At 54.7% G+C, this 13,034-nt stretch carries 13 protein-coding genes; 10 read left to right on the top strand and 3 right to left on the bottom strand.

The genetic code is table 11. The features are described from left to right. The first annotated feature begins 29 nt into the window (after positions 1 to 29). The 3 genes from prfA to A8O25_RS07175 all read left to right on the top strand — a co-directional run bounded on the left by prfA (position 30) and on the right by A8O25_RS07175 (position 3,106). Complete coding sequence (gene prfA / locus A8O25_RS07185) at positions 30 to 1,103, top strand: peptide chain release factor 1 (protein ID WP_066832715.1); 1,074 nt, start codon at positions 30 to 32, stop codon at positions 1,101 to 1,103. A gap of 139 nt (positions 1,104 to 1,242) precedes the next feature. Then, a complete protein-coding gene (locus tag A8O25_RS07180; protein ID WP_066832713.1) occupies positions 1,243 to 2,664 on the top strand; it encodes a hypothetical protein in 1,422 nt (473 codons plus the stop codon). Positions 2,665 to 2,683: 19 nt separating this feature from the next. Beyond that, positions 2,684 to 3,106 carry a secondary thiamine-phosphate synthase enzyme YjbQ gene (locus A8O25_RS07175; RefSeq protein ID WP_066832710.1) on the top strand — a complete coding sequence of 141 codons (423 nt, stop codon included), beginning with the start codon at positions 2,684 to 2,686 and terminating at the stop codon, positions 3,104 to 3,106. A 534-nt stretch (positions 3,107 to 3,640) separates the two neighbouring features. On the opposite strand, the gene A8O25_RS07170 is transcribed toward A8O25_RS07175, so the two are convergent. The 3 genes from A8O25_RS07170 to gpmI form a co-directional block, all read right to left on the bottom strand. Beyond that, entirely contained in the window at positions 3,641 to 4,561 is a 921-nt protein-coding gene (locus A8O25_RS07170) for a ketopantoate reductase family protein (RefSeq protein ID WP_066832708.1), read from the bottom strand. 71 nt (positions 4,562 to 4,632) lie between these two features. After that, positions 4,633 to 5,247 (bottom strand): hypothetical protein, encoded by a 615-nt coding sequence (locus A8O25_RS07165; protein WP_161947714.1) that lies wholly within the window; start codon positions 5,245 to 5,247, stop codon positions 4,633 to 4,635. Positions 5,248 to 5,660: 413 nt separating this feature from the next. Continuing rightward, positions 5,661 to 7,196 (bottom strand): 2,3-bisphosphoglycerate-independent phosphoglycerate mutase, encoded by a 1,536-nt coding sequence (gpmI, locus tag A8O25_RS07155; RefSeq protein WP_066832702.1) that lies wholly within the window; start codon positions 7,194 to 7,196, stop codon positions 5,661 to 5,663. Positions 7,197 to 7,338: 142 nt separating this feature from the next. On the opposite strand from gpmI, the gene A8O25_RS07150 reads away from it, so the two are divergent. The 7 genes from A8O25_RS07150 (at position 7,339) to A8O25_RS07120 (ending at position 11,889) form a co-directional block, all read left to right on the top strand. Continuing rightward, the gene (locus tag A8O25_RS07150) at positions 7,339 to 7,740 is read left to right on the top strand and encodes a DUF4783 domain-containing protein (protein WP_066832700.1); all 402 of its coding nucleotides are present in this window, start codon (positions 7,339 to 7,341) and stop codon (positions 7,738 to 7,740) included. Positions 7,741 to 8,018: 278 nt separating this feature from the next. Then, positions 8,019 to 8,876, top strand: a complete 858-nt coding sequence (gene nadC / locus A8O25_RS07145) for a carboxylating nicotinate-nucleotide diphosphorylase (RefSeq protein WP_066832871.1) — start codon at positions 8,019 to 8,021, stop codon at positions 8,874 to 8,876. Between the two features lie 132 nt (positions 8,877 to 9,008). After that, a complete protein-coding gene (locus tag A8O25_RS07140) occupies positions 9,009 to 9,608 on the top strand; it encodes a hypothetical protein (RefSeq protein ID WP_082893507.1) in 600 nt (199 codons plus the stop codon). Positions 9,609 to 9,654: 46 nt separating this feature from the next. Beyond that, positions 9,655 to 9,942 (top strand): hypothetical protein, encoded by a 288-nt coding sequence (locus tag A8O25_RS07135; protein ID WP_066832697.1) that lies wholly within the window; start codon positions 9,655 to 9,657, stop codon positions 9,940 to 9,942. A gap of 77 nt (positions 9,943 to 10,019) precedes the next feature. Further along, the gene (locus A8O25_RS23390) at positions 10,020 to 10,301 is read left to right on the top strand and encodes a heavy metal-binding domain-containing protein (protein ID WP_153042629.1); all 282 of its coding nucleotides are present in this window, start codon (positions 10,020 to 10,022) and stop codon (positions 10,299 to 10,301) included. A 63-nt stretch (positions 10,302 to 10,364) separates the two neighbouring features. Continuing rightward, entirely contained in the window at positions 10,365 to 11,099 is a 735-nt protein-coding gene (locus A8O25_RS07125; protein WP_066832690.1) for an SAM-dependent methyltransferase, read from the top strand. Between the two features lie 4 nt (positions 11,100 to 11,103). Beyond that, positions 11,104 to 11,889, top strand: coding sequence for a ZIP family metal transporter (locus tag A8O25_RS07120; RefSeq protein WP_066832688.1), 786 nt, complete (start codon positions 11,104 to 11,106; stop codon positions 11,887 to 11,889). Positions 11,890 to 13,034 lie beyond the last annotated feature (1,145 nt).

Genomic DNA, 13,034 nt, shown 5'->3' with positions numbered 1-13,034 from the left:
TTTGCGGCCTGAATTAAGTAACGCAGAAGATGTTAGATAAACTGGAAGCGATCAAGCAGCGGTTTGAAGAGGTAAGTGAACAGCTTATCCAGCCAGACGTGATCAGCGACATGAAGAAATACAAGTCGTTGAACAAAGAGTTTAAGGACCTGGAGAAGATCGTGGCCGAATACGAGCGCTATAAACTGTTGCTCAGCAATATTGAACATACCAAAGTGGTCATTGCCACTGAAAAAGACGAAGATTTCAGGGAGATGGCCAAAGAGGAGCTGGATGAACTCCTTCCGCAGCGCGAGGAGATGGAAGATACCATCAAGGAGATGCTCATCCCCAAAGACCCCAATGACAGCAAAGACATCATCATGGAGATCCGCGCGGGCGCGGGCGGTGACGAGGCTTCGCTTTTCGCCGGTGACCTGTACCGCATGTACAGCCGCTACGCAGAAAAGCAAGGCTGGAAAATGGAAGTCATTGACGTGATGGAAGGCACCGCGGGGGGCTACAAAGAAGTGATTGTGGGCATCAAGGGCGAAGACGTGTACGGCAAACTCAAGTTTGAGTCTGGGGTGCACCGCGTACAGCGCGTGCCGGCCACAGAAACCCAGGGCCGTATCCATACCTCGGTGGCCTCTGTGGTGGTACTGCCTGAAGTGGAGGAGCTGGACATTGAGCTCAACATGAACGACATCCGGAAGGACCTGTTCTGTTCCTCAGGGCCGGGCGGTCAGTCTGTGAACACCACCTATTCGGCGGTACGCCTCACCCACATTCCCACCGGGTTGGTGGCGCAGTGCCAGGACCAGAAGTCACAGCTCAAGAACTTTGACAAGGCACTGGCGGTGCTGCGCTCCCGTATCTATGAGCAGGAACTGGCCAAGAAAAACGAAGAGGAAGGTGCCCAGCGCAAGAGCATGGTAGGCGGCGGCGACCGGTCAGACAAGATCAGGACCTATAACTACCCCCAAGGCCGTGTCACAGACCACCGTATTGGTTTGACCGTGTACAACCTGCCCAACGTGGTTGACGGGAACATTGACGAGTTTGTGGAGCAGCTTAGAATTGCGGAGAACGCCGAGCGCCTGAAAGAAGGCGCCCAAGCGTAAGAAATACCCTGTGAAAAGCGCAGCCTTGGCTGCGCTTTTTTTGTTTCTGCCGTTTTTGGCCTATTTTTCTGAAAACAGACCTAAACCGGATTCCGTAGCCAGACTAGCTGCTGCCGTACCTTTACCCGTTCCTGCATAGATGTTCAATCACCTGATACGCCGTTCCCGCAACGCCCTGCTGCCAAGCCTGGCGCTGTTGTGCGTGTTGGTCTGGTGGAGCGCCTGCACCCCGCAGGAAGAAGAATTCACCCCAGACGCCGGCGCTCTGTTAAGGTTTGAGGCAGATTCAGTGGTGTTTGATACGGTGTTCACAGAGGTTGGCTCTATTACCAAACGCCTGAAAGTGTACAACCCCCACAAGAAGGCCGTCAGAATCTCTGAGATCAAAGTAGGGGGATTGGGAAACTCCCCGTTTCAGGTGCTGGTGAACGGGAGGCAGGGGCCACAGCTGCACGGGGTGGAGTTACTGGGCGGTGACAGCCTGCTGGTCCTGGTGAAAGCGGCCATCAATCCCCACGCAGATGACACGCCCTTTCTGGTAAATGACTCCATCCTGTTTTTGACCAACGGCAATGAGCAGAAGGTGAAGCTGGTGGCCTACGGCCAGAATGCCGCCTATTTCCGGCGCAACTACCAGACGGCCTGTGCCGAGACCTGGGCCGGGAAGAAGGCATTTGTGATCTATGATTCTGTGACGGTGCCGGCCGGCTGTACCCTTACCATAGAAAAAGGGGTGCAGGTGTACCTCCAGAACAAGGCCAAGCTGAAGGTGCTGGGCACGCTCAACGTAATGGGGACCCATGAGGAGCGGGTGCGGTTCCAGCAGATCAGGCAGGAAGAGCCGTATAGAAATGCCCCAGGGCAATGGCAGGGCATTGAGTTTCGGGCGAGTAGCCCGGGGAGTGTGCTGCGCTATGTAGAGATCAAAAACGCAGTGACGGGCTTAAAGCTGGTGGCGCAGGGGGCTTCTTCCCCTGAGGTCACGGTAGAGCACGGTTTCCTGAAAAACATGCTGCAGGCCGGGGTGCTGAGTGTGGGGGGAAAGGTGCAGCTGGTCAACAGTGTGGTCACCAACTGCGGGGAGTATGCCTTGGCAGGCCTGGGGGGCGGGACCTACAAAATCCTGTACAGCACCATTGCCAACTACAGCAGTGACTTTATCAGGAATTCGGCCTCTGTTGTTTTTCAGGAAAGATATGTGGTGGAGGGTAAGGTGCAGCGGGAGGCGCCGTACCAGGCAGAGGTGGTGAACAGCATTCTGTGGGGCCGTCTGGATGAAGAGCTGCAACTGGGCGGCATGGGGGCGGGATCAGGCCGAAGCATCAGGTACTCGTTCGTGAAAACCCTGCTGCATAAAGGGGAGCTGGAGGCCGGCGCCCTGCGCAATCAGGTGAATGTAGACCCCAGGTTTGTAGACGGCGAAAAATTCAACTTCCAGCTCATTAAACTTTCTCCCGCCAACAAAGCGGGCACTCCCCTGCCCGGCCTCCTGCTGGACTATGAGAACAAGCCGCGTGACCCCGCTACCCCAGACGTAGGGGCCTTTGAAGTAGACTTTTAATGCATTCTTCCCGCCTGACATGAAATGGTTTCAGAAAACGCTTCGTCTGCCCGCCGTGAAGCGGGGCTTTCATCTTATCACTGATCTGCTGGAGGCACAGCTGCCTGAGCTGGAGGAGATACAGATAGGGCTGGCGCATATTTTTATACAGCACACCTCGGCCAGCCTTTCTATCAATGAAAACGCAGACCCCACGGTGCGGCATGACTTTGAGCAGCATTTTAACCGCATGGTGCCAGAGAACGCCCCATACTACCGGCATACCTTAGAAGGGCCAGATGACATGCCCGCCCACCTCAAAGCCTCTATGCTGGGGGCATCAGTCACCGTACCCATCACCAACGGAAGCTTCAACTTAGGCACGTGGCAAGGGGTCTATCTCTGCGAGCACCGGGACCACGGCGGCAAGCGCACGGTGGTGGTAACGTTGCAGGGGAAGTAAGATGATCACCTCCAGCTGGGGTGGAAAGAAAGCGGCAACCTGTTTTGGCACTCTTTTCAGAAAAACACGCCAGAAACAGGAAGATATTTTTCCTGATAAAAAGGTGCTCTCCCTGCGGCGGCAGCGGGCGGTGAAACGGTTTGGGTATGCTTGAGCCGTCTGGCGCAGCCCGTTACTTTGTCGCCACCTGTGGGTTGCTAATTCCTGTTTTGGGCCTGTTTTCAGAAAAACAGCCCTAAAACAGGAGGCAGGCAAATATCCCTTCCCTCAGCGCCCAGAGGTACCATTTCTAACCCAGGGAACTCCCTGCCTAGCAGAAAAAGACTTGCCCGCCAGGCACAGACAGGTATGACGCCGAAAACAGATTTTGGCTACCCCTGTTTTGGGGCTGTTTTCAGAAAAACAGCCCCAAAATAGCCCCAAAAAGGTTCTTCGGATTCAGGCAGATGTAAAGCGCAGGGTACTGCGGGTAGCTGTGGGCAGCAAGCCATTGTTGCCAGAAACGTGTTAATAAGGGCAAACAGAAACGTGCAGTTACCGCTTCTTGAGCGCCTCATAGATTTGGGCATAGGTGGGGGTGGGTACACCCAACTGCTGGCCCAGCTGCACCACGTAGCCCGTCAGGGAATGCACCTCAGTGGGTTTGCCCGCTTTGAAATCACTGTGCATAGAGGAGGTGGCGCCGGCGGGAATATTCTCCAGGCGGGTAAAAATCTCCTGTGAGACAGTGTCTGGCAATGAAATGTGTTTGGCGGCGGCTACCGCCGTGATTTCAGCCAAGAGCTGCCGCAACAGCTCCTTGTTCTGTGCCTCAGAGACTATGCTTTTGAAGTCAGCGTCTGCGTAAGAGGTGAGGGTGGCGGTAGAAGAAATGAAAACAAACTTCTGCCAGATAGTCGCCTCAATGTCTGGGGCCAGCGTGGCCTGCATGCCAGCGGCTTTAAACAGTTGCTCGGTTGCCTTCAGCTGGGCTGGGGTGCCCTGGGTGGCGCCAAAGAACAGAGACCCGAAGTTGCCGTTCACCGTCACCCGCCCGGGGGCGCGCAAGCGGGAGAGAATGTACACGCAACCGTCCCAGACCTCGTTCTGCGGGTAAACGGCCTTAATACGGTCACTGGAGTCTACGCCGTTGAGCAGTGGCAGCAGAACGGTATGCGGGCCAATGCACGGGGCCAGCTGCTGCAGGCTCTGCTCCAGGTCATAGCTTTTGGTGCAGCAGATGAGCAGGTCTACCCCGCCTAGCTGGGAGGCGTCTGAGGAGATGAGGCTGGGGCGGACGGTAAAGTCTTCCTGAGGGGTTTCAATGCGCAGGCCGTGTTCTCTGATCTCCCGCTCGTTTTCGCCCCGGGCAATGTAGATGATCTCAACTTCGCCTGAGGGGGCATAGTGCCGTGCCAGTAGGCCGCCAAAGTACCCTCCTACCCCTCCTATTCCTGCAATGGCAATTCTTTTCATAGTTGTGTGCTTGTGGTGGTGTGTGCCTTGTCATGTACGATGGGCGCGGCGTAAAAGGATTGGACGCCGTGTTACTTCTGCTGTACTTTCCCTGCCACACTGTACCGCTGGGGGCCCATGAACATCAGTTTCTGGGTTTCGTCTAGCGAGTAGCTCTGTAGTCTGGGGGAAGCAGCTGGCTGCAGTTCCAGGTGGAGCTTTTTCTGCGTGTTGAACAGCATATTCTCCTGTACCAGGGTTGCGTCTACCTGTACCAGCTGACCCTGGGCGTCAAAGGTGTAAGCCACGTCACGCACGGTGGCGTCTGCCTCTTCTTTGGCGCGGTACCGGTGCACCGTCTGGCCGGCGGCGTTGGTGGTTTTTTCTTCCGTGAAGGCGCCCAGCAAGGCAGGTTTGTTAATGTCTGCCTCGGCAAACGGACCCAGCTCCTCTGCCCAGTTCAACTGGCTGAACGTTTTAGTCTCCTGCGCCTTGCCGTTCTCAGAAACCGTTTTGGTTACGGCTGCCGTTGCCTGGTGCAGGTTCTGTGCCTCCTGGTTCAGATAGGCTTCTAAGCCAAAAGCCTGCTGCTTGCTTTGAGCCGCGGTAGGCGCTGGCTGCTCCTGGCAACTGCTGACCCAGACGGCAAGGGCGCAGCAGGAAAGGGTAAAGTTTTTTTTCATCATAAAGTAGTACGAAGGTAGCATTCTAACTTCTCACCTGCTTTTGTTATTTCGCAACAGCAGGTTTCCCCGGTGAAAGCATAAGAACAGATCTTTCCTGTTTTTGGGCTGTTTTCAGAAAATTAGCCCAAAAACAGGATTCTGCAGGAGGCTTCTTCATGAACAGTATCTGCCATCCTGGAAGGGGCTGCGGGGCAAGCGGTAGCGGCTTTTCCTGTTCGCCCACAAGATACTTTCTGTATGACACTGTGGAGTTGGTTTGGCATGTTTTTCAGATCATGGCTAAACTTCTGTTCATAAGCATTAGAGATGAAAGACCGCTATTCCCCAGGTGCGTTTTGGAGCTGTTTTCAGAAAAACAGCCCTAAAACAGGAAATGCGTTAGCCTCTGTCATAAGAACTAACGCATTTCCTGGTGGTTTTGTATTCCGGTGAGGTTAACCGGCAGAAGGAATCAACAGTGAGGTACCGGTCATGTCTGCGGGGGGCTGTACGCCCAGCAATGCCAAAACGGTGGGGGCTATGTCTCCCAGTTTGCCGTCTTTCAATTCTCCTTTATAAGACTCGTCTGCCAGAATGAAGGGCACCAGGTTGGTGGTGTGGGCGGTGTTAGGCGTGCCGTCTGGGTTGCGCATCACATCTGCGTTGCCGTGGTCAGCAATGATGATGCTGGCGTAGTTGTGGGCTAGGGCGGCGGTCACCACCGCCTGGGCGCACTGGTCAACGGTTTCTACGGCTTTCACGGCGGCTTCAAACACGCCGGTGTGGCCCACCATGTCTGGGTTGGCGAAGTTCAGGCAAATGAAATCTGCGGTCTCCTGCTCAATCTCCGGCACAATGGCGTCTCTAATATCAAAGGCGCTCATCTCGGGCTGCAGGTCATAGGTGGCCACTTTGGGCGACGGGCACAGCAGGCGCTTCTCGCCGTCAAACGGTTTTTCACGGCCGCCGGAGAAGAAGAAGGTCACGTGCGGGTATTTCTCGGTTTCCGCTATGCGAATCTGGGATTTGCCAACCTGCTCCAGCACCTGGCCCAGTGTGTTGGCCAGGTTGTCTTTGTCAAAGATGGGTTGCACGCCCACAAAGGTGTCATCATAGTTGGTGAGCGTGTAGTAGCGCAGGTGCAAAGGCTGCATGTCCTGCTCCGGGAAGGCGCGCTGGGTCAGGGCCTGCGTGATTTCGCGGCCGCGGTCTGTCCTGAAGTTGAAACAGATCACCACGTCGCCTTCCTGGATCCTGGTCATGGGCTCGCCGTTCTCGTTCAGGCAGATGATGGGCTGGATGAACTCGTCGGTCACGCCTTCGTCATAAGACTCCTGCAGGGCTTCGCGCCAGTTGACAGAGGCTCTGCCCTGCCCTTTCACCAGCAGGTCATAGGCCAGCTTCACGCGCTCCCAGCGGTTGTCACGGTCCATGGCGTAATAGCGGCCAATAATAGAGGCAATCTTGCCGGTGGTGGTGTCCAGGTGGTTCTGCAGGTCTGTCAGATAGCCTAGTCCGCCTTTGGGGTCAGTGTCACGGCCGTCTGTGAAGGCGTGCACGTACACCTGCTCCAGCCCCTGCTGCTGCGCCAGCGAGCAGAGGGCTTTGAGGTGGTCAATATGCGAGTGCACGCCGCCGTCTGAGACCAGGCCAATCAAATGAACCGGTTTCTGGTTCTCTTTGGCGTACTGCCACGCATCTTGCAGCACCGGGTTCTGGCCTAAGGTATTCTCTCTGATGGCTACGTTGATGCGCACCAGGTCCTGGTACACCACGCGGCCTGCGCCCAGGTTCATGTGGCCCACCTCAGAGTTGCCCATCTGGCCTTCGGGCAGGCCCACGGCTTCGCCGGATGCCTCCAGCCGGGCGTGCGGGAAACGCTGGAACAATGAATCAATGAATGGGGTATTGGCGTGCTCAATCGCCGATACGGAAGGGTCTGTTCCAAGTCCCCAGCCGTCTAGAATCATCAAAAGTACCTTCTTGCTCATGCGCGTAAAGATACAAGCCTCTGGTTAAAATGCAGCTAAAACGGGTTGGTTCTCTCAAATTGCTGTATATTTAAGCAGTGAAACCGCCTTTCCTTTGGCATAGTTTTGGCTTAACAACAGGTAAATCTGCATAAACATAGACATGAAAAATTTGAAGAGATGGCTGGCAATGGCCGTGGTGCTGATGGGAATCTTGGTGGGTGCCGGACAAGTGGCGGCCCAATCTGACATTATGGGGGGCGTGCAGTCTGCCATCAAAGCCGGTTCCTCCCGTGACCTGGCCCGCTATTTCAACTCTAAGGTAGAAGTGAGCATTAACGGTGACAACGCCAGCTACAGCCAGAGCCAGGCAGAAATGGTGCTGCGCAACTTCTTCGGGAAGAATGCGCCGGTCAGTTTCAGCTTTGAACACCAGGGTGGCTCTGAAGACGGCCAGAAGTATGCCATTGGGAAATATACCCACAAAGGCGGCCGCTACAACGTGGTGGTGCGGGTAAAACGTTACGGTGATGCCTATAAAATTGACACCATTGAGTTTAAATGAGTGAAACGTTAGATTTTAGACTTTTTCTGATCTTTCTCCAGGAATGATGTTCTTGTAGATAAAGAGGCGTGTTGAGGTGAAGTTATAAGGTAGCGGTTAAAAGCTTGATATTTAGTTATTTGATCATTGAAGCCGCATGCTTTGTGCCACCTAATGTTAAAACTTCTATCTGGCGTCTTATGTCTAACATCTAACACCGTAAAATTTATAATAGACTGGTTTTGGTCTTATCACAGAAAAGGCACCGAATGTTCGGTGCCTTTTTTTATTTTTGCACCGTGAAAGCACCGTACCTTACCCCAGAAGGCATCAGGGCATTTATCCGGCAGGCCCTGCAGGAAGACGTCAGAGACGGCGATCACTCTTCGTTGGCCGCCATTCCGGAAAGTGCCACCAACCAAGCCAAGCTTTTGGTGAAGGATGAAGGCGTGTTGGCGGGCGTGGAGCTGGCCTGGAAAATCTTTCATGAGGTAGACCCTGCGCTAAGGCTGGAGGTGCTGCTGCAAGACGGGGCGCAGGTGCGGTACGGTGATGTGGCCTTTACCGTGCACGGCAAGGCGCAGTCTATCCTAACCGCTGAGCGGCTGGTGTTGAACTGCATGCAGCGCATGAGCGGCATTGCCACTTACACGCAGAGCATTGCCAAACTGATTGAAGGCACCGGTGCCAAACTGCTGGACACCCGCAAGACTACCCCCAACTTCAGAATGATGGAGAAATGGGCGGTTCTGATAGGCGGCGGCACCAACCACCGGTTTGGGCTGTTTGACATGGTCATGCTCAAAGACAACCATGTAGATTACGCAGGCGGCATAAAACAGGCTATCAAAGCCACGCATGAGTACCTGCAGAAGCTGGGCAGGCAGTTGAAGATTGAGGTGGAGACCCGTAACCTGGACGAGGTGCGGCAGGTGCTGGAGGTAGGCGGCGTAGACCGCATCATGCTGGACAACTTCAAGGTGGAACTGCTGCGTGAAGCCGTAGAACTGATTGGCGGTAAGTATGAGACTGAGGCCTCTGGCGGGATCACAGAAGAAACCATCAGGGCCGTGGCCGAAACCGGGGTGAACTATATTTCAGTAGGAGCCTTGACGCACTCCAACCGCAGCTTAGATTTGAGCCTGAAAGCGTTTTAGGGTATCAGGTAGTACGTATCAAGACAGAAGAGGAAAGAATAAAAAACCATTTAAGGTAGTAACGTAGGAAGCAGCAAGTTGGCAAGACAGTAGTCATGATACGTGATACTTGCTACGCGATACCATTGAGTTATGCAGCAACCAAACCAAAGAGGCGGACACCGCGTGGCGCAACAGCAGCCATCCAATCCGCTGGCCATTAAGACGAAGAAGAACCAGGTAGACAAGAATGACTACGCCAAAATGGCGCTGGTGCAGGTCTGGAAGAAAGAGTGGTGGCGGGCATTGATTCCGCTGGTGCTGATTTCCCTGCCTGCGGTCTTTGACTTCTCCTGGTGGTGGATCAGCATTGCCGTGGTTGTGACCATTCTGTATGTGCTGGTGCGCTCAGCGCAGGTGATGGGCGTGACCCAGATGGAGCAGAGCAGCGTGCTGTTTGAGCGGGTCATGTTTGAGATTGACCAGCGCCAGATCCTGATGAAGCGCAATGACCGGGAGGGCATGGCCCTGCAGTGGGACATGATTGACAGCGTAACCCAAACTAAAGATGCCTATAAGATGTATCTGAAGGGCCCAACCCCAGATCAGCTGCCGGCAGGTTTCAGAGGTTGGCTGGCCAAAACGTTCAACGTGCCTATCTTCCTGTACCTGCCGCACCGCATCTTCAACAGCCCTAATGACTTAAAGCTCATGGATTCGCTGCTGCGCCGTAAGAACTTTCTGGCCGCGTAAGCGTCTAACCCTACTAAAACCCGTTTTTGCCTTAAACTCCTGAGAAATGATAAAAAATATTCTTTCCGTTTTTGCCGTGGCCAGTGTGCTGGTTTTGTCTTCTTGCAGCAGCGAACCGTCTGACCTGCGCCCAGAAACCAAAGTATCTGTTGACTCTGTGCCTCCGGGGCACCGTAACAATACGTCTAACATTGATGCCGGCTCTTACCAAGAAGGGCATGATGATGTGTACATCAACCATGATGAGCATGCCAATGAGATCAAGAAAGAGGTAGAGGGGGTGCCGGCCTCACAGAAAGCCACCAACGCCGAGAACGTAACCAACCACGAGTAATACGTTTGACCGTGAACCCGTTTCTGGCCTTCTTTTTAGAAAACAGGCCAAAAACGGGTTCACTTTATTTTACCCTTATGAAAAAGAATGTAAAGGCCTTACTGCTTGCTTTGGCGGTTTTCTCGTTTGCCGCCTGCCAGTCTTCTTCTAAAGAGGCCCCCCAGGCAGAGGCAGGCGTAGAAGGCGCAGCAACGGTTGCGGCAGACAGCACCTCGGCCGCAGGCCGGCAAATGGCGTATATGTGCCCCATGGAGTGTGAAGGGAGTGCGAGCATGCAGCCCGGCAAGTGCCCGGTATGCGGCATGGACCTGGTAGAAAACCCAGACTACACGCCCGCAGACTCCACCATTACACAATAACGGGTACGCCCACGCCCGCCCTTGGGGCGCGGATTTCAGATTCTATCCTTTCCCCCTCCACCAATGGCACAGCCGGCAGATTGGTTTAGCACCTGGTTTGACTCTCCGTATTACCATGTCCTGTACAAGAACCGTGACGTACATGAGGCGCAGCGGTTCATGGACAACCTCCTGGCCTATCTGCAGCCCAAGCCTACCTGCCAACTGCTGGACTTAGCCTGCGGAAAGGGAAGGCACGCCATTTACCTGAACCAGAAAGGCTATGACGTGATCGGGCTGGACCTGTCAGCCCGCAGCATTGCCTATGCCCGGCAGTTTGAGAACGAGCGCCTGCATTTTTACCGGCATGACATGCGGGACGTCTTTCGGCCGGAGGCGTTTGACCTGGTGCTGAACCTGTTCACCAGTTTCGGGTATTTTGCCAATGACTATGAGAACGTGGTGGCCTTGCGGGCAACCACAGCGGCGCTCAAACCGGGCGGCAGGCTGGTGATTGACTTCATGAACACCCCCAAGGTCATCTCGCGGCTGGTGGCCAGGGAAACCAAAGAAGAGGCCGGCATTGCCTTTCATATTACCCGGCAGGTGGAGCAGGGGTTTCTGGTGAAAACCATCAGGTTTCAGGACCGGGGGCAGGAGTTTGAGTTTGTAGAGCGGGTGCGGGCCTTGCATTACGGGGAGTTTCTGGAGTACTTCGGGCTGGCGAACCTGCGGCTGCGGGCTGTCTTTGGAGATTACCAGTTAGGGCCGTTTGACCCCGAAAAGAGTGAACGCATGATTTTCGTGCTGAAAAAATAAGACCATGGTCATAGCCGTAGCTATTCTTTTTATCACTGTTTTAATGGCGGGGTGGCTGGTGCGGTTTCTGCCGCAGAACAACCAGCGCTGGCTTAAGTTGTTGCTGGCCTTTAGCGGGGCCTATCTGTTCTCCCTTACCATTCTGCACATTCTGCCAGATGTGCTGCTGAGTACCCAGGAACCGCACCGGGTGGGTTTTTACATCTTGGGCGGGTTCTTTCTGCAGTTGGTGCTGGAGGTGTTCTCCCACGGGATTGAGCACGGCCACATTCACGCCCACGGTGGCCATGGCCATGGGGGGCAGCACAGCCACTCAGTGCCGGTGCTGCTGCTGGTGTCTCTGATCATACACTCGCTGCTGGAAGGCAGTGTGTTGATTCAGAGCAGGATGGCGGCGCAACAAGCCCATGAGCACCTGCACACGCACGCCCACGTGGGCGATAACTTCTACCATATTCTGGCAGGCATTGCCCTGCACCATATTCCGGCGGCCATTGCGCTCATGTCTGTGCTGGTAGACCGGTTACACAGCTTCAAAAAGGCATTTGGGTATCTGCTGCTGTTTGCGTTGGCGGCACCGGCGGGGTTGCTTTTTAGTAACTATGTGGCGCTGGAGCAGCTGCTCTCCGGCGAGGCCTATACGGTTCTAACGGGTCTGGTGGTAGGCAACTTCCTGCATATTTCCACTACCATTCTGTTTGAAACCAGCCCGGAGCACCGCTTTAACCAAGGGAAGCTGTTGGCAACCCTTGCCGGGGCGTTTTTAGCGATTGGGGCGGGGATGTTGTAGGGGCACTGTTTTTAGCCTGTTTTACGAAAAACAGGTCAAAAACAGGTTTCCCAAGCCTGTCTGGGCTCTTCTTTTATCAATTTGAATCCCTTCCTTTGCTGTTGTGATGCATAGTTGGCTGCTCCGCTGGCTTAGCCGGTTGGTGCTACCTGAGTTTGATAACTGCCAATTGCTGCCGCTGCAGTGCATAGCCTGCATGTTCCATGCTGCTGTTGCAATGCAATGCGTAGTCTGCTGTTCCCCTGGCTCTCCCGTTTGCTGCGGTGCTTCACTTATTGAGTTGTTTCATCTTTTCCGGTAAGCGCTCACGGCCGCGGGGCCCCGTCCTGGCGGCTCGCACTGCTGTTAAAACTACGCCTTTGGCGTTGCCTTCGGCACCGTATTAACAGAGGCGCTCACCCCCAGGACTGGTTTCGGTTCCTCTCCTATAATAGCTTGTGATGTTATGTCTGCCTCTGCAGGTAACCGTTGCTGTTCCGCTAGCCTGAGGCGAGCCCGTGCTGCGCACATCAGTCAGAGCAGAAGGGTTGATTGATCATTGTTGCTTGCCTGTTGCGATGGTTTCCCACATCCCGCGCTGGCGCGAGTCTTCAGACTCGTGCCCGTCTCTGCCTGCCCTCGCGGCGCGGCTGCGAGACCAGGCATTGCTGCTTCATTCGTGCTGAAGTACCTGAGATGAAAAGAAAGGATTCAGAACTCATAACTCAAGACTCAGAACTCACTTTGATACTCCCCCTTTGAAGGGGGCGAAGGGGGATGTTGACACAGGAGGACACGCATTCCTGAATAATCTTTCTTGCCGCATATAGTCGCGTTCTGCCAATCACAGTGCTCTTCCGGATTTGCAATCCGGAAGCTGGTACACGGGGATTTGCAATCCCCGCAGCGGCACGTTTGATCTGCAGGCGCCGCAGATTGCAAATCCGGAGGTAGCAGGTCCAGAATGGCAAATCCCGGACAGCCGAGGACATGCATTGCAGATCTACGGTCACCCGGCACTTGCCCCACGCATTCCAGATCATTCCCCGCCAGGGAGGGGTTGGGGCTGGGATCCACGTATGGCTGAACTTCCCGCGGTTTCCCGCCAGGCTGGAGAATCGCCCCATCTCAGGGTACGGAACCGGAGTCTCGCGCCAGTCCCATCT

The organism is Rufibacter ruber (assembly GCF_001647275.1).
GTDB classification, from domain to species: Bacteria; Bacteroidota; Bacteroidia; order Cytophagales; family Hymenobacteraceae; genus Nibribacter; species Nibribacter ruber_C.
The sequence above is the reverse complement of the archived record's forward strand: the minus strand, read 5'-3'. Positions and strand labels throughout refer to the sequence as shown.